Genomic DNA, 16,632 nt, shown 5'->3' on the forward strand with positions numbered 1-16,632 from the left:
ACGTACGGCCTTGTGAGACCCGATACAGCACCACCGACCCTCAGGCCGGCGAGTGCGGACAGATCCTTGAGACCCTCAAGGGACAACCGCCAAGCGGATGCAAATTACAGATCCTGACCCTAGCGATGGGTCGTCTCGGAGTCGAAGACAGGCTGCCGCTTTTCGACAAAGGCCGCCACGCCCTCCTGACCATGGGCCGACATGATGTTGTTCGCGATCCGTCGCGCCTCGTGCTCCAGATGGACTTCCACACTCTCGCCATAGCTGCCCAGCAGAAGGTCGCGGGTAGCGGCAAAGGCGCCGGTCGGACCATGCGCCAGGCGCGTCGCCCCGTCCAAGGCCACTTGCATGAGCGATGCATCATCGACGACCTGCGTCACGAGGCCGATTTCGACTGCCTCGCGCGCCGAGACCTTCTGGTTTTCGAAAATCAATGCCTGCGCGCGCCTTAGACCGACCAGACGCGGCAACAGCCAGCTCGCGCCCCCGTCGGGGCTCAGTCCGATCCGCGTATATGCCATCGTGAAGTTAGCTGCCTGTCCGGCGATCACGATGTCACCCATCATTGCCAGGCTCATGCCCGCACCGGCAGCGGGGGCATGCACCGCAACCACGAGCGGCTTGTCCATCCGCAGCAGACGGGACACCGCCGCGTGAAGGAAAGCGATCTCTTCGAGAATAAGCGTCCCCACTGAATCGCCTGCATTGGCGAAGGCCATGACATCACCCCCGACGCAGAACATCGGCCCGTCCGCTCGAAGCAGCACGGCCCCGATCGCCTGATCCTGATCGCATGCGATCGCCGCCAGCAGCAGGTCGCGGGCCATCGCCAGATTGATGGCATTGCCGACGTCCGGGCGGTTTAAAGACAGGACGGCGACGGCACCCTCGCGTTCCAGCCGCAATGTGTCAAACTTCGGAAAGCTCATCGTACGGTGCCTCACTGTTTTTTGGTCCTGATTGCGTGCCGACGGATCGATCCGAATGCGCTGCCCGCCGCGCAGCCACCGGCTCCCGTCGAACGCGGCATGGGAAGCTGTGACGCTGCGAACGTCACCGCCCTTTCCAGTTGGGCGCGCGCTTTTCGATGAAGGCTCGTGGACCCTCCGCAAAATCCTCGGTTTGCAGGATGCGGTCCTGCGCCTTGAGCCCGAGCATGAACAATGCCTCGTCGGCCATGCCGAAGGCGCGTCGCGCGACGCCAAGGCTCTCGCGCACTGCGATTGGTGCTTTCCCCGCGATCTTCACCGCCAACTCGATCGCTCCTTCGACAGCTTTGCCCGACCGCGTCACGCCGTTGACCATGTTCCGCCGCGCGCTGCGCGCTCAGCCGGTCTCCGGTCGCCAGTAATTCCATCGCGATCGCGCGCGGCATGGCCGGGACAAGACGGTACACTCCGCCGGCAGCGGCGATCAGGCCACGCATCACTTCGGGCAGCGCGAAGACCGAATTTTCCCACGCGACAATCATGTCACAGCTCAGCGCGATTTCGCAGCCGCCGGCCATCGCGTAACAATCCACCGCCGCGATCCATACTTTGCGCCGGTGATGCTGTACGGAGCCTGCGAACTGGCCGTCGCGGGTGAACAGATCCTGCATGCGACCAGCCGCAACTTCCTTAAGGTCGGCCCCGGCGCAAAAGGCGACGCCCCCTCGCCGGCCAACACGGCACTCCAGATATGCGGGTCGAGTTCGATCTGCTTGACCGCGGCATCCAACGCGCGGGCGACAGCCCCATCAACCGCGTTACACGCCGCTGGGCGGCGGATGGTGATCAGCGCTACATGCGGCGCGGCAATTTCGACGGTGACGACGTTCATGGGTTGTACCCTTTGCTCAGAAAATTTCGGATGCGCTCGCGATGCCCAAGGCCACGCGCGTGGCGCGCTCGACGGCATGGCCGGCACGGATCGCGGGTTGTGCGTTGCGGCCCGGCCCGGTTCGAGCATCACGGAATGGCGTTACCATCGGCGGCAACGAAGATGTCGATCTCGAGATCGGAAAGCGGATCGTAGCGATAGCTGCCGAAGTCGGTGACGCCCTCCTCGCGCAGCACGTCGTCATCCAGCACGAAGTTGCCGGTATAGGCCTTGGCATCGCGCAGGAAAATCGCGTGGGCAGCGTCAGCCATGACCTCCGGCCGGCGCGATCGCCGCATCAGCGCTTCACCACCGAGGGCGAACTCGACTGCGGCGGTCGCCACCGTCGTACGCGGCCACAGCGCGTTGAACGCGATCCCGGCGTCGCGAAATTCCTCGGCCATACCGTACATCACCATCGACATGCCGTATTTGCTGAGCGTGTAGGGCAGATGCTGCGCGAACCAGTCGGCGCGCATCGTCAGCGGAGGCGACAGCGACAGGACATGCGGGTTGGCGGCCCGGCGAAGATGCGGCACGCATGTCCGCGATACCAGAAACGTCCCGCGCATGTTGATCTGCTGGATCAGGTCGAAGCGCTTGACCTCGATATCTTCGGTCGTCGCCAAGTTGATTGCCGAGGCATTGTTCACACAGATATCGATTCCGCCGAAATGCTGCGCCGCCTGTGCCACCGCGGCCTCGATCGCGTCGATGTCGCGCACATTCAACAGCAGCGGGAGCGCCTTGCCGCCCGCTGCCTCGATCGTTTCGGCGGCAGTGTAGATCGTACCTGGGAGTTTGGGATGCGGATCTGCGGTCTTCGCCGCGATCACGACGTTCGCGCCATCGCGTGCCACGCGTTCAGCGATGGCAAGTCCGATGCCGCGACTGCCGCCGGTGATGAAAACCGTCTTACCCGTGAGCATCATCGCTCCCTCCCCATCGTTAGAATTCGTCGCTCGGTGCCTCGAGCACCAGCGTCGAGCCGGTCAGCACCGCCCCCAGCCACACCGCCACCTGCGGCAGCTCCACCTCCGCGAAATAGCGACAGGCGCCAATGCGGCCATCAAGGAACGATCGCTCGAAAAGCGCATCGCCAGCAGCGGCGAGCGCCTCGGCCGCCAACGCCTGATCAAGCCAGAGCCACCTGACGACAAGATGCCCAAATGCCGTCAGCACCGTGGTGCCATGCGCCTGCGCCTTGCGTTCGTCAGCTTCGGCAAGCAGCATCGCGACGGCCCGCTCGAACAGATGCAACTGCCGCTGAACCCCGTCCGCGACCTGCCCAAGCTGCGATCGAGAATTCGTCCGACCAATGGTCTCGCGGATGTCCGAGGCGAGACGCGCAAAGGCAGCCCCTCGGTCGCTCCGCAATTTGCGGCTGACCAGATCGATACCCTGGATGCCGGTCGTACCTTCATAGATCGGGTTCAGGCGATTGTCCCGATAGAGCTGCTCAATCTCGAAATCGCGTGTGTATCCAGCGCCGCCATGGATCTGCAGCGCCAGATGGAGCGAATGCTGCGCCCATTCCCATGGCCAGGTCTTGGTCGCCGGGGTCAGCAGCGCGAGCAGAGCGGAGGCCGCCTCACGCGCCTCGGCCGTTTCCGCCGTATTCTCGTCGTCAAGCAACCGCGCCGAGAACATTACCAGCCCCAGCGCACCTTGCGCGATCGCCTTCTGGGCGATCAGCATCCGGCGCACATCGGCATGCTCGATGATCGGCCGCTGCCCACCACCCGTCACGCCCGCCGGTCGCCCTTGCGTACGTTCGAGCGCATAATCGCGCGACATGATATAGCCTCGGTTGGCCAGCATCGCGGCGGCCAGACCAACCGAAATCCGCACTTCGTTCATCATCTGGAACATCTGCGGCAGTCCCTGCACTGCCGCGCCAGGTCGGAGGCGCTAAGATGGGTCGCGAACTCGGCTTTGCCGATCTGCGCCGTCAGCTCGACGACCACGTCGACCACCTGCCGGTCACGCTGGGGAAATTGCGGCCGTGAAAGCAATCCGTCGAGATCGAGCCAATCAAACAGGATATTGATGTCGCGCTTGTCGATAACCATCCTGAGATCCGTCATTATCGTCATACGTTTTTGCACGACGATCCGTCAGGGTCAAGCGTCTCGGGTACGCGCAGCGCCCTTCGCTGGATCGTGCGGTCACGGTCTTGGGAGGTCGGACAAGATCTCGACCTGTCGCGGCACCTTGTATCCGGCCAGCTCGCCCCGGCAGTGCTCGATCAGAGGGCGCGGTTCGAGCGTCGCGCCGGGCTTCAGCGAGACGAAAGTCTTGGCCGACTCTCCTCGATACGCGTCGGCAACCCCACGACAGCCGCTTCGCGGATCGCAGGATGCCGATAGATGGCGTCCTCTACCGACAAGGTAGAATCAGCCATTCTCGTCTTGGAAGGCGACGTCGCCGCTGTGCATCCAGCCGTCGCGGAGCGTAGCGGCCGTCTCCTCCGGCTTGCGCCAATAGCCGACGCAGATCTGAGGGCGGCGCATCACCAGTTCGCCCGTCTCGCGGTGCGGCAGCTCTTCCCCGTCGTCGCCGACGACCTTGGCCTCGGTATTGCGCATGACGATACCGATCGACAATGCGCCCGATTTCGGATCGATCGGGCTGTCGTGTTGACACAGCAAAGCGGAGGGCTCATAATCCCCGAAAACGCGCGCGAGTTCGCCCCGCCGACACATGGGATTGCCGGGCAGCGGAATGACACCAACCTTCTAGGTCGCAACCATCCTCATCACGAACTGCGGCACGTTCTGGAGCACCAGGCCGACGCGGTCTCCGCGTCCCACCCCGCGCGCCGCGAGCTAGACCGCTAATGCATCGCTGGCTCGATCCAGCTCGTCATAGGTCACCGCGCCATCGAAATAGAGCAACGCCGGATGCGGGCCACGCGCATGCGCCGCAGCGCGGAACGTGCTCAGCACGTCGGTGATTCCTGTTGCGGCGCGGACGTGGTGGCCACGCCTGCCTTCACGATGCGGGTCGTCGAGTTCATGCCCGTCCGTTCTCCCGGTCTTGTCTAACGGCCAGTTGCGACTCGGATGGCGGATCGCCCTGGGCGATGCGCCATCCGATCTCGGCCAGAGGGTGCGACTTGGCCCCGACGACGCCGGCATCCACCGCACTCGCCTGCCCGTCCTGTGCCCGTTTCCACACGCCCTGCAGGATCGCGCCCACGCGGAACAGGCTGAAGGCGAGGTAGAAGTTCCAGTGGTCGATGCGGTCGAGACCCGTCCGCTCGCAATAGCGGCCGACATACTCGTCCTCCTGAGGAATACCGAGCGCCGGCCGATCAAGATCGTCGAAACCGCGAAAGAGGTCCGCCCCAACCCGCCACGCCATCGCATGATACGCAAAATCGGCCAGCGGATCGCCGATCGTCGATAGTTCCCAATCAAGCAGCGCGATGACGCGCGGCTCGGTCGGATGAAAGATCATGTTGTCCAGCCGCAGATCGCCGTGAAAGATGCGCGGCAGTTGATCCGACGGCAGATGTTGCGGCAGCCATTCGATCAGCCGTTCCATCGCCTCGCACCGCTCGCCCTCGCTGGCACGATATTGGCGCGTCCACAGCTGGACCTGTCGCTCCAAGAAGCGCTCCGGACGACCATAGTCGGACAGGCCGATCTGTGTCGGGTCCGCACTGTGCAGACTCGCGACGGCGGCGTTCATCGCGTCGAAGATCGCGGCGCGCTCGCCGGCGTCCAGTCCGGGCAGCCGCTGGTCGTAGAAGATTCGCCCTTCGACAAAATCCATCACATAGAAGGCGGCACCCAGCAGCGTGACGTTTTCGCACAGGCAATGGACGCGCGGCACGGGCACGCCGCTGTCGCGCAGTGCGTCGAGCACGCGGAACTCGCGTTCGATCGCATGTGCCTTGGGCAACAACGGCCCGAACGGCTTGCGGCGAAGCACATAGTCGCCCGATGCCGCCCGCAGGCGGTAGGTCGGATTGGACTGCCCGAAGCCGAATTTGTGGAGCGTGCCGGGGCCTTCATAGCCAGCAACATGGGTCGCCAACCATTGCTCGACCGCTGCCGGCAGCGCTTCGCCATGCTCAACGTCGTCGCTTTTGGCCTTGATCGCCACTCGCCTCTCCATCCGCTGACCGGCAACGGCCGTCACGCCTTCCCCTTTTAGCTTGTTTCTTTCGTACGATATAGTAGGACGATCTTCAAGAAGATTTGGGAGCGGATGGGTGATCGAACCAAGCGCGCGGAGCAGTGAACTGGCCGAACGCCTGAAGGCGTTCATGTCCGAACACATCTATCCGAATGAACGCCGCTATTATCTTGAGGCCGAGCGTCTGGGCCCATGGGTGGTATATCCGATCGTCGAGGAGCTGAAGCCGAAGGCGCGCGCCTCCGGACTGTGGAACCTGTTCATGCCTATCCATGAGGATCCGGCCGGCCTGTCCAATGTCGATTACGCGCCGCTGTGCGAGATCATGGGCCGCAGTCTCTTCGCGCCGGAAGTGTTCAATTGCTCCGCCCCGGACACCGGTAATATGGAAACGATCCTGCGCTACGGCACGACCGAACAGCGGGCGGCATGGCTGAAGCCATTGCTGGACGGCGAAATCCGGTCCGCCTTCGCGATGACCGAACCGGAAGCCGCATCGTCCGACGCGACCAATATCGGCAGCTCGATCGTCCGTGACGGCGACGAATATGTGATCAACGGCCGCAAATGGTACACCACCAACGCGACCAGCCCGGCGTGCAAGGTCATCATCTTCATGGGCAAGAACCAGCCCGAAGGTGACGATCCCTATCGCCGCCAGTCGATGATCCTGGTCCCGCGTGAAACCCCCGGCGTGCGCGTGATCCGCTCGCTTCCGGTCATGGGATTCTATGGCGTCCCCGATCGCGCGGCAGAGGTGGCGTTCGACAATGTCCGCATTCCGGCGACCAACATGCTGCTGGGCGAGGGTCGCGGGTTCGAGATCGCGCAGGGCCGCCTCGGGCCGGGCCGCATCCATCACTGCATGCGGCTGATCGGCCTGTGCGAGCGCATCTTGGAACGGATGTGCCGCCGCGCCGATCTGCGCACACCGTTCGGCAGGACGCTGGCCGATCAGACCATCACGCTGGAGCGTATCGCAGAGGCGCGCATCCTGATCGACCAGGCCCGCCTGCTGACGATGAAAGCAGCGTGGATGATGGACACCGTCGGCAACAAGGAAGCGCGCCGCGAGATCGCGATGGTCAAGGTCGCCGCGCCGTTGATGGCACAACAGGTGATCGACTGGGCGATCCAGATGTTCGGCGGCGGCGGCACCTGCAACGACCATCTGCTCACCGCCGCCTTCGCCACCGCACGTCTGTTGCGGCTCGCCGACGGACCCGACGAGGTGCATCGCAACCAGATCGGCCGGCTCGAGATCAAGCGCTATCGCGGCGTCGATCCCGACCTGACCGGCGGCCATGCCGATGTGCTGGCGCTTGACGAGGCGGACCGAATGGCGCGCGAAGGGCTGTGGCCGTGCCCCGAGGGCTTCAACGCGTGAGCGGACGGCTGGCCGGCAAGAAAGCGATCGTCACGGGTGCAGCGCAAGGCCTTGGGGCCGCGACGGCACATGCCCTGGCGCGCGAAGGCGCGCGCGTGCTGCTCACCGACCTGAACGAGGATGGCGCGATCGCAACGGCTGCGGCAATCGATGCCGAACTTGGAGGCGGCACGGCCTATGCGGCCCGACATGACGTCGCGAGCGAGGCGGATTGGCAAGGCATGATCGCACTGGCCGGCGAGAAGCTGGGCGGCCTCTCCGTGCTGGTCAACAATGCCGGGATCGTGCTGACCGGCTCGATCGAGGATTTCACGCTCGAACAATGGCGGCACGGCGGCGCGGTCAATGTCGATAGCGTCTTTCTGGGGACGAAGGCGGCGCTGCCGTTGATGCGCGAGCACCAGCCGGGATCGATCGTCAACCTTTCGTCGATTGCGGGTCTGATCGCCTCCCACAACTTCGCCAACTACAATGCGACCAAGGCGGCGGTCTGGCTGCTCAGCAAGTCGATCGCCCTGCATTGCGCGCGCGGCGGATGGGACATCCGCTGCAACTCAGTCCACCCGACCTTCATTAAGACGCCGATCCTCAACGATCTGGTCGGCGACCGCGACGAGGCGACGGTGATAGCCAAGCTTGCCAAGCAAGTGCCGCTCGGTCGCCTGGGTGAAGCGGACGAGGTCGCGCATGCGGTCGTCTATCTGGCATCCGACGAAAGTCGCTTCATGACCGGTGCCGAGCTCAAGCTCGACGGCGGCATTTCAGCAATGTGAGGCAGCACCTATGACGATTCCAATGTTCGATATTTCCGGTCGAGGCGCCATCGTGACCGGCTCTTCGCGCGGCATCGGCAAAGCGATCGCCGAAGCGCTGGCGGCACATGGGGCCAACGTCATCATCTCCTCCCGCAAGCAACCCGCTTGTGACCAAGTGGCCGCCGCGATCGACGCACGCGGCGCGGGCCGGGCTACGCCGATCGCCGCCAATGTCGGGACGAAAAGCGATCTGGAACGGTTGGTCGATCGCGCGCGGTCGGTGCTCGGCAGCATCGACATTCTGGTCTGCAACGCGGCTTCCAATCCGTATTATGGTCCGATGGCCGGGATCACCGACGAGCAGTTTGAAAAGATCCTGCGCAACAACCTGCTGTCGAGTCATTGGCTGACGACGTTGGTCGCACCCGAAATGATCGACCGTGGCAGCGGCTCCATTATCCTTGTTTCTTCGATGGGTGGGATGCGAGGCTCGCCAACGATCGGCGCCTACAACATCTCGAAAGCTGCCGACTTCCAGCTCGCCCGCAATCTGGCGGTGGAATATGGGGCTAGCGGAGTGCGCGTGAACTGCATTGCGCCCGGCCTGATCAAGACCGACTTCGCCCGCGCACTTTGGGAGGATCCGGCCAATCTCGCTCGGGCGCTCAGCGGTACGCCGTTGGCCCGGATCGGCGAACCCGACGAGATCGCCGGGGCTGCCATGTTCCTAGCGTCCGACGCCTCCCGCTACGTCACCGGCCAGACGATCATCGTCGATGGCGGCGCGACGGTGACCGTCGGCGGTGTGTGATTCTGATCGGACCGGAGACATGAATTGAAAAATAAAATCGGTCTCGTCGGCGCGGGATTGATGGGTGCCGAGATCGCGCTCGTCTTTGCGTTCGCCGGTCACGACGTCCTGCTGAACGATCGCGACCAGGCCAGCCTCGACCGCGCGCTGACCCGCCTGCGCACCTTGATGGAAAAGGGCGTGGGGCGCGGCTTCTATACCGCCGAGGGGGTCGATCCGACGCTGGCCCGCATCCGCACGACCATCGACCTCACGGCCTTCGCCGACCGCGACATCGTGACCGAAGCGGTGTTCGAGACGATCGAGGTGAAATCAGCGGTGCTCAAGGCGCTCGACGGCATCTGGGGGGCCGATTGCCTGATCGCATCGAATACCTCGACCATCCCCATCTCGACGCTGGCTGCGGAACTGTGGGTCGAGCGGCGTCCGCGCTTCATCAGCACGCATTATTTCTCGCCGGTTTCCCGCATGAAGCTGGTCGAGGTCATTCCCGGCTTCGACGACCGATGCGACCACCGACGCGGCGATGGCAGTGATGACCGCGATCGGCAAGACGCCGATCCGCGTCAAGGATATCGCCGGTTTCGCCGTCAATCGCATGCTGCACATGTTCATCATCGAAGCGCTCAAACTGGTCGAGGAAGGCGTCGCCACGCCCGAGCATCTCGACACCGCCTGTCGCCTTGGCCTGGGTCATCCGATCGGCCCGTTCGCACTGATGGACGCGGTGACGTCGAACCTGTGCGTGCAGGCGCAGGAGATCATGCAGGAATCCTATAGCGAACGCTTCCGCCCGCCCCCGCTGCTCAAGCAGCGTGTGCGCGCCGGCTATGGCGGCGGCAAGGGCAAGCCGACACGCCCTGCCCCTGTCGGCATACCCTCCCGCATACGCGACACCGCCCGTAGGCGGCGATCTGCCGCGCATGCCTCAACGACATTGTCAGCGACGATCGCAGACGTTTAGAAGTTGGATCCGTGACCCAGGTCAGCCCCATGAGTGAGCATCTTGTTTTGAACGCGCGAATAACTGTTGGCCGCGATGAAGCGGATGCCGGGATGACGCCGTTCGAGGGTGTGTACCGAAGTATCTTGCGCGCGCTTTACGAGGGACGCTACGTCCCTGGGCAGCGGTTGGCGGCACCGGATTTGATGCGCGAGTTTGACGTTGGACGCGGCACGATCCGCGAGGTGCTTCAGCGTCTGGCATCGACGGGTGCCGTGACGATCCAGCCCCACAAGGGCGCGCAGGTCCGCAGGCTGTCCCGCACCGAAGTCACCGGCGTGCTTGAGGTCGTTGAGGTGCTGCTCGGCCTGGCGGCGCGGGGCGCCGCGACTGCCGTCGCGTCCACGGCGATCCGCGACGGCCTCGGTGCACGCTACGCCGAGATGTGTCGGATCGCGGCGGAGGTCGATTTCAATCGCTTCCTGGCGGCCAGGGAAAGCTACTACCGCTTTCTGGTCGCCGCATCCGACAATCACGAATTGCGCCGGGTATTCCCGGACATTCAGGTACAAATCATGCGGGTCCAGCTGCGATCATTTGACAGGGCCGCGGATTCAACGGTGATGGGCGATTACACTGAATTGCACGCCGCAGTTCTGTCGGGTGAGCCGACGCTGGCCGAGCAGGCTGGTCGTACTCATGTCCGAAAGACGATGGACCGGGTTTACGCGCTGCCCGATCGCGCGTTCGAACCCGATCCCGCCCCCTTGCCGAGCGGCGACGCCTACCTCTGATCCGTGATGCTTCGCCGCCTGCCTGCCGACTGACCTCAAGGCAATCGTCGACGGGTATAGATATGGACCATATGATAATTCAGCGAGCTGCCCTTATCCGCAAAGGTCTGATGCCAAGTTGAGGGCGGTACGAGAATGATATCACCGGCTTTGACAGGGCGGCTTGTCCCGCCCTTCAGCGGCCCGGCATCGGAGAACCGGTGCCCATCGCCTCCATCGCGCCAGACGTCCGGCGTACCGCCAAGAACCGCGGTTCCACTGCCGGCCAGAATGAAATAGATCTGGGTATGATCCTGATGGAATTCCGCACCGACCTTGCCCGCGTCGAGATAAGGCCGCTGAACCAGCATCAATCGATATTCAGTGCTCGCGGCATAGATGCCGCCACGCAGGACATCGACGTTGCCGCCGAAAGCCTGTTGCAGTTTTTCGCCGGACCAGATCATGCCTGTTCCATCCTTGGCTAACGGTGCCTCAGGCGGCGGCGGTTTGGCCCCCTCGGGATATTCGATGATCTTGGGCAATGGGGCATCGATCGGATTCGCCCCCGATTGCGCGATCGCGGGTGTCGACCCAGCTCCAGATACGATCGCGGCAAGGGGTAATGCTGCCGATATCCAGATTTTCATCGTCACTTCACTCCTTTTATGCGGCTCGACGGTCATGTTCGCGGACGCCCGCGGCGCGCGCCAGTGCATTGAACGAATCGCGATTGGCGGATCTAGTCACGTCAGCCTCGCCGATCAGGTGAAAACCGTGCGGCGCGCCTGCATAGACATGCAGTTCAGTGGGCACGCCGGCACAGATCAGCTTCCGCGCGTATGCAACATTCTCGACGATGAAGAGATCAATGGCACCACAGGCGATGAAAGCCGGCGGCAGGCCTGAAACGTCGGTTGCCCGTGCAGGCGCGGCGTAGGGCGATGGCGACATCGACGCGGGGTCGTCGCCCAGCAACGATTGCCACGCGAACACGTTAGCCTCCGGTGTCCACACATATTCCCCGGTACACGCCGGCGCGACACCCGGCATGCCGCTGCGGTCGTCCAGCATCGGATAGATCAGATGCTGAAAGTGGATCTGAAACTCGCCTCGATCCCTGGCGAGCAGCGCCAGCCCGGCAGCCAGTCCGCCGCCCGCGCTCGCACCGCTGACCATGACGCGGGACAAATCCGCATCCCAAGCGCCACCCTGACAATAGACCCAGCGCAGCGCCGCATAGCAATCCTCCAGTGCGCCGGGAAAGCGAGTCATCGGTGATAGCCGATAGTCGATCGAGATCACGAGCGCATCTAGCTCCCGTGCAAGGTGGAGATGCGACGCCTCGCCCATCTCTGCCGATCCCTGCAGGTAACCACCGCCATGCATGTACAGGATGACCGGGTTCAACCCGGTGCGGGCCTTGCGCCGATAGATCAGGCATCGCACCTGACGGTCCGGCTGGCTGGCGTCGATGAACACTTCGTGCTTCTCGACATCCTCAGCCGCTGGCACCGGCTTCGCCATGAGCGCTTCGATCATCGCCGACGGGGCCGTCGCGAGCGCCGTCGAACGCGGTCTAAATTCTGCGAGTGCCGCAAGCTGCGGGTCGAGCAAATGGCCCCATCGCGACGCCTGCGCGGCAGCCGCGGTCACTCAGCCGCCCCTTCCCCGCGCTGCTGCACGGCCGAATCCGCCATCGCCGCATACGCTTCGCGAGTCGAACGCTCGTCGACGCGTGAGCCGTCGGATCCACGCGCCGCCTGACCGAGCGCAAGCTGATGCTCCGCCGTGTAGAGATAGTCGGTTCGGATGGGTGCAAAGAACTCCATCAAACGGACTTTCTGGCCACCGGATGGTCGACCGCCGTGCGACACGTTAGCGGGAATATAAATGAAATGATCGCGATCGAGGTGATGCCATTTGCCATCGACCAGAAAGTCCACCGCGCCGTCGATCACGTACAGAAACATGTCGAATGGGTGCGAATGACACAGCGGATTGCCGTCCCCATCGAGCGCGTCGCCGAATGCATCCGGCTCCAGCCACAGGAAACTCATATTGGCCGAATCCATCACCAACCCGGTGCGGTGGTACCGGTTGCCGAACCGCGTTTCGCGAGGAAGGTCCGAAATAGATCCGCTATAAACCTGACTTGGCATCCATCGCTCTCCACATGTAACGACCCGCCCGTATCGCCTCGGGCAAACCCGCCGCAGATGCTGCGCAGCTATCTTCCGAGCTGCATCCTGCACTGCGGTCTCAAACGCTCAATAGACAGGATTGACAGCGATTGAAAGACGTATGTAGATATACGTTTATCAGTTATCGGCGACGCAGTCCGAACCGATGCTGAACGGTCGAGATGCATTCAGGAACCGACCTGCGGTCCGACCAACCATGAAAGATGGGGCACATGCTCCACGTCATTTCGGAGGAGGGGATATGTTGCACGATAGTTCGAGCCGCCGCACGTGGCGCGTCGTTTGGATGGTGCGCACGGGGGCCTTGGCGTGCGCCATGGCATGCCATGCGCAAGCATTTGCGCAAACGGCGGCCGATGAAAAGCCGGTTGCACAGGACGATGCCGATCGCCTCAACGATATCGTCGTGACTGCCAATCGGCGTGAGGAAAACCTGCAGAAAGTCCCGATCACAGTCACCGCCTTGCCCGCTGAAGATCTCCAGAATGCGGTGATCACCTCGGCGATCGATCTGCAGCAGTTGGTGCCTGGCCTCACGATGGACCAGAAGCTCGTGAACCCCGCCCCGTTCATCCGCGGCCTCGGAACCGCCACCGCGCAGATCGGACTTGAATCGGAAGTGGCGACCTATATCGACGATGTATATCAACCCACGCCGGTCGGGAGCAGCTTCCTGCTGAACAGCATCAGTCGGATCGAAGTGCTGAAGGGGCCACAAGGTACACTGTTCGGTCGCAATTCCAGTGGTGGCGTCATCGCCGTTCACACGCGCGATCCCAGGTTCACCGGCCCCGCGGTCGACGCCGACTTCGGTATCGGCAGCTATGAAACCGGGACGACCCATGGCTATATCAACCTGCCGTTTTCCGATTCCGTGGCGCTGAACGTCGCCGGATATTACAGCATCCAGAACGATGGCTGGGGCCGTAACCTTTTCGACGGCTCCGAATTCCGCAAGGGGTGGGAAAGCAGCCTGCGCGCGAAATTGCGCTTTCAACCGACCGAGGACCTCGAGATAATCTTTGCTGGCTGGTACAGCAGCTTCTTCCGGACGAATGCAGCGACGACCATGGTGCCGGGCGCCGTCGTCCGCATTCCGGGCGTGACCCCGTCAACCTATGTGTGCACGAATTGCGGCACCTACGATATCAACACCAATGATCCCTATGGAACGCGGGGCCGCGCGACTGGCGGCTCGGCGAAACTGACCTATCAATTGCCATGGGCAACGCTCATCAACATCGCGTCGTATCAGACATCGCGAACCAACTATTTCCAGGACATCGATATGACGCCGGTCAACCGGCAATTTTTCGATTCGATGCAACCCGATCGCACCTTTACGAACGAAATCCGCCTGGCGTCGCCGAGCGGGTCGGCGATTGCGTGGCAGTTGGGCCTCTATTATCTGGATGAGCGCAGCCAGTTTCGTCAGACGCAAACCGGGCCGGCCGTGCCCGCGGGATCCGTCATCAGCAGCCGCATCAAGACGCGATCGATCGCGCCCTTTGCGCAGGTCACCATCCCGCTCGGCGAGAAGACGCGTGTGACCGGGGGCCTGCGCTACACTGCGGACCGACGCGAGATCGAAGGCTTTACAGGTCCGCTGAACGGCGCGCCGACGACCGTCGTGAACCCGAAACGCGCCAGCTATGGCGAGATCACCTACAAAGCTTCGATCGATCATGACTTCGCGCCGGATGTGCTCGGATTCCTGTCCTATTCGCGGGGGTTCAAGTCCGGCGTGTTCAGCGTAGCAGCGCCCGCGGCATCAGCGCTGACCCCCGAGAATGTCGACTCATACGAGGCCGGCCTCAAGACGCGCTTCTTCGATCGCCGTGTTCAGCTCAATGCCTCGCTTTTTTATTACAACGTCACGGACCTTCAGCTTCGCGCATTCCTGCCAAATTCCGTTATCACGACCTTCACCAATGCAGGCGATGCCCGGGGCTGGGGCATTGATGTCGATATGCAGGTGGCGATCGGCGGAGGCTTCAAGATCAGCGGCGGCGCAGAATATCTCGATGCGAAGTTCACACGCAATCCGCTCTGTCCGACGGTGACCGTAAACCCGCCCAGCGTAGGCGGCACGACAAGCGCGGTGCGCAATTGCGCTGGCAATCGTCTGCCGATGTCATCCGCCTTCACGCCCAATGCAACCTTGGCGTATAATGGTGACTTGAAGGACGGCAGCAGCGTCGATGCTTCGGTCAGCTTGTCATACAAGTCTAAATTCTTTTTCGAACAGGACAACTTTTTTTCGCAACCGGGCTATGCGCTGGCGAACGCGCAGATCGTATGGAATGCACCTGAGGATCGCTGGTCGCTCGCCTTCTGGGCAAAGAACCTTTTCGACAAGCGCTATCTGGTCGAAGCGCTGGCAATTCCCGCGACACCCATCCAGACGCCTGGCGCGCCGCGTACCTTCGGGGTTCGGCTCGGGTTCAAGTTCGGGGCGAACTGATGGCTGATCGGGCCGATCCTGCAAATGGCGGCGACCATGGATCAGGCTATGTCATCGTCGTCATCGCCATCCTGGCGATGGCGACGGTGCTCAATTATTATGATCGCAATCTGATCGGCATCCTTGTTCAGGGCATCAAGCTGGAACTGGGGCTGAGCGATGGCCAGATCGGGCTGCTGAGCGGTCTGGCCTTTGCGCTTGTGTACAGTGTGGTGGGCATTCCGATCGCCTTCTACGCCGACCGATCCCGCCGCGTTAGCGTGCTCGGAGTCAGTCTCCTTTTCTGGTCGATCGCGACGGCGCTTTGCGGCGCAGCAACCAGCTTCGCGACGCTATATGCGGCACGGCTCGCCGTGGGCGTGGGCGAAGCGGGAGGGTCGCCAACGATCCATGCTTTGACTTCGGCATATGCCAAGCCCCAGTGGCGCGCCCGCGCCATGGCGGCGATCGCGGTCGCAAGCGGCCTGGGCATTTCGCTCGCCGCCGCTGTGGGCGGCTATGTCGCGGAGCATTGCGGGTGGCGCGCCGCCTTCGTCGTTGCGGCGATCCCGGGCATTGGAGTCGGCGCGCTGGTGCTGCTCGTCATACGCGAACCGGTCGTTCCCGGGCTATCGGCAACGTCCGACATGGCTTCGATGCGACACGACCTTGCGGCGTTATGGCGCGTGCCGGCCTTTCGCCTGTTGTGCATCGGGTATGCGACGGTATCTGTTGCGGTCTATGCGACCCTCGCCTGGACGCCCGCATTTCTGATGCGGGCATTCGCGCTCTCACCCGGCCAAGTCGGTGCCGCCTATGGCACGATCAGCGCGCTTGGCTATGTCGCAGGTGGGCTGGGCGGCGGCGTGCTTTCCGATCTATTGGCCCGCAGGGATGCGCGTTGGCCGCTCTGGCTGTTGACGGCGACTTTCGTCGCCGCAATTCCATCATCCTTTCTGCTGTATGGCGCGCGCGATCTCACCATGGCGCTGATGATGCTGGCGTTGCATATGGTTCTGTCGCTGCTGTGGGCAGCCCCGATGCATAGCATGGTGCAGAACCTCGCAGGCGACCGATTGCGCGCGCTTGCCGCATCGCTGGCTGGCGCGCTCAGCGTGTTGGTCGGCTTTGGATTGGGGCCGTATCTTGCGGGCTTGCTGAGTGACCATCTGACGCCGGCTCACGGCGCGCGCGCACTCGGCCTTGCAATGATTGCCATGTCCGTTTTCTATGCGGCGGGCGCGGCCTTCATCTTCCGGGCCGCACATCACCTGGAGGCGAAGCCGAAATCGACCGACCGCTGATCGGCA

The 16,632-nt window shown here is 63.0% G+C and carries 16 protein-coding genes and 3 pseudogenes; 8 read left to right on the forward strand and 11 right to left on the reverse strand.

The window, feature by feature from the left end:
• Nucleotides 1-119: 119 nt before the first annotated feature.
• From M9978_RS16880 to M9978_RS16915, 8 genes and pseudogenes are all read right to left on the reverse strand, one after another.
• Nucleotides 120-929: an enoyl-CoA hydratase/isomerase family protein gene (locus M9978_RS16880; RefSeq protein WP_254295231.1), complete on the reverse strand. Its 810-nt coding sequence runs from the start codon at nucleotides 927-929 to the stop codon at nucleotides 120-122.
• A gap of 124 nt (nucleotides 930-1,053) precedes the next feature.
• Nucleotides 1,054-1,600, reverse strand: a pseudogene (locus tag M9978_RS23395) (enoyl-CoA hydratase-related protein).
• 349 nt (nucleotides 1,601-1,949) lie between these two features.
• Nucleotides 1,950-2,792, reverse strand: a complete 843-nt coding sequence (locus tag M9978_RS16895) for an SDR family oxidoreductase (RefSeq protein ID WP_254295233.1) — start codon at nucleotides 2,790-2,792, stop codon at nucleotides 1,950-1,952.
• Between the two features lie 16 nt (nucleotides 2,793-2,808).
• Nucleotides 2,809-3,750 (reverse strand): acyl-CoA dehydrogenase family protein, encoded by a 942-nt coding sequence (locus M9978_RS16900; RefSeq protein WP_254295235.1) that lies wholly within the window; start codon nucleotides 3,748-3,750, stop codon nucleotides 2,809-2,811.
• Nucleotides 3,720-3,932, reverse strand: a complete 213-nt coding sequence (locus tag M9978_RS16905) for a hypothetical protein (RefSeq protein ID WP_254295237.1) — start codon at nucleotides 3,930-3,932, stop codon at nucleotides 3,720-3,722. Before M9978_RS16905 ends, M9978_RS16900 begins: the two co-directional genes overlap by 31 nt.
• Before the next feature lie 96 nt (nucleotides 3,933-4,028).
• Nucleotides 4,029-4,264: pseudogene (locus tag M9978_RS23400) on the reverse strand (AMP-binding enzyme).
• Nucleotides 4,257-4,511, reverse strand: a complete 255-nt coding sequence (locus M9978_RS16910; RefSeq protein ID WP_254295239.1) for an AMP-binding protein — start codon at nucleotides 4,509-4,511, stop codon at nucleotides 4,257-4,259. Before M9978_RS16910 ends, M9978_RS23400 begins: the two are co-directional and overlap by 8 nt.
• Nucleotides 4,512-4,875: 364 nt before the next feature.
• Nucleotides 4,876-6,138 carry a phosphotransferase gene (locus tag M9978_RS16915; RefSeq protein WP_254295241.1) on the reverse strand — a complete coding sequence of 421 codons (1,263 nt, stop codon included), beginning with the start codon at nucleotides 6,136-6,138 and terminating at the stop codon, nucleotides 4,876-4,878.
• On the opposite strand from M9978_RS16915, the gene M9978_RS16920 reads away from it, so the two are divergent.
• The 6 genes and pseudogenes from M9978_RS16920 to M9978_RS16940 all read left to right on the forward strand — a co-directional run bounded on the left by M9978_RS16920 (nucleotide 6,137) and on the right by M9978_RS16940 (nucleotide 10,696).
• Nucleotides 6,137-7,393 (forward strand): acyl-CoA dehydrogenase family protein, encoded by a 1,257-nt coding sequence (locus tag M9978_RS16920; RefSeq protein ID WP_254295243.1) that lies wholly within the window; start codon nucleotides 6,137-6,139, stop codon nucleotides 7,391-7,393. The two genes, M9978_RS16915 and M9978_RS16920, sit on opposite strands and share 2 nt — an antisense overlap.
• A complete protein-coding gene (locus tag M9978_RS16925) occupies nucleotides 7,390-8,166 on the forward strand; it encodes an SDR family oxidoreductase (RefSeq protein WP_254295245.1) in 777 nt (258 codons plus the stop codon). Before M9978_RS16920 ends, M9978_RS16925 begins: the two co-directional genes overlap by 4 nt.
• Nucleotides 8,167-8,188: 22 nt before the next feature.
• Nucleotides 8,189-8,959: an SDR family NAD(P)-dependent oxidoreductase gene (locus M9978_RS16930; RefSeq protein ID WP_302054071.1), complete on the forward strand. Its 771-nt coding sequence runs from the start codon at nucleotides 8,189-8,191 to the stop codon at nucleotides 8,957-8,959.
• A 24-nt stretch (nucleotides 8,960-8,983) separates the two neighbouring features.
• A pseudogene (locus M9978_RS23405) lies at nucleotides 8,984-9,442 on the forward strand (3-hydroxyacyl-CoA dehydrogenase family protein); the annotation flags it as partial.
• Between the two features lie 124 nt (nucleotides 9,443-9,566).
• Nucleotides 9,567-9,923, forward strand: a complete 357-nt coding sequence (locus M9978_RS23410; protein WP_367305112.1) for a 3-hydroxyacyl-CoA dehydrogenase family protein — start codon at nucleotides 9,567-9,569, stop codon at nucleotides 9,921-9,923.
• Nucleotides 9,924-9,952: 29 nt separating this feature from the next.
• Nucleotides 9,953-10,696, forward strand: coding sequence for a GntR family transcriptional regulator (locus M9978_RS16940; RefSeq protein WP_254295249.1), 744 nt, complete (start codon nucleotides 9,953-9,955; stop codon nucleotides 10,694-10,696).
• 35 nt (nucleotides 10,697-10,731) lie between these two features.
• Here the strand turns inward: M9978_RS16940 and M9978_RS16945 are convergent, their stop codons facing one another.
• The 3 genes from M9978_RS16945 to M9978_RS16955 form a co-directional block, all read right to left on the reverse strand.
• Nucleotides 10,732-11,361, reverse strand: a complete 630-nt coding sequence (locus M9978_RS16945; protein WP_254295251.1) for a cupin domain-containing protein — start codon at nucleotides 11,359-11,361, stop codon at nucleotides 10,732-10,734.
• Complete coding sequence (locus M9978_RS16950) at nucleotides 11,342-12,202, reverse strand: alpha/beta hydrolase (protein WP_254295253.1); 861 nt, start codon at nucleotides 12,200-12,202, stop codon at nucleotides 11,342-11,344. The genes M9978_RS16945 and M9978_RS16950 overlap by 20 nt, the downstream gene beginning before the upstream one ends.
• 125 nt (nucleotides 12,203-12,327) lie before the next feature.
• Nucleotides 12,328-12,837 (reverse strand): cupin domain-containing protein, encoded by a 510-nt coding sequence (locus M9978_RS16955; protein ID WP_254295255.1) that lies wholly within the window; start codon nucleotides 12,835-12,837, stop codon nucleotides 12,328-12,330.
• Nucleotides 12,838-13,120: 283 nt separating this feature from the next.
• Here M9978_RS16955 and M9978_RS16960 point away from each other — a divergent pair, with 283 nt between their 5' ends.
• Together M9978_RS16960 and M9978_RS16965 are read left to right on the forward strand one after the other, a co-directional pair.
• Nucleotides 13,121-15,343: a TonB-dependent receptor gene (locus M9978_RS16960; protein ID WP_254295257.1), complete on the forward strand. Its 2,223-nt coding sequence runs from the start codon at nucleotides 13,121-13,123 to the stop codon at nucleotides 15,341-15,343.
• Between the two features lie 77 nt (nucleotides 15,344-15,420).
• The gene (locus M9978_RS16965) at nucleotides 15,421-16,626 is read left to right on the forward strand and encodes an MFS transporter (RefSeq protein WP_254295259.1); all 1,206 of its coding nucleotides are present in this window, start codon (nucleotides 15,421-15,423) and stop codon (nucleotides 16,624-16,626) included.
• Nucleotides 16,627-16,632 lie beyond the last annotated feature (6 nt).

Source organism: Sphingomonas tagetis (genome assembly GCF_024211275.1).
Classification (GTDB): domain Bacteria; phylum Pseudomonadota; class Alphaproteobacteria; order Sphingomonadales; family Sphingomonadaceae; genus Sphingomonas; species Sphingomonas tagetis.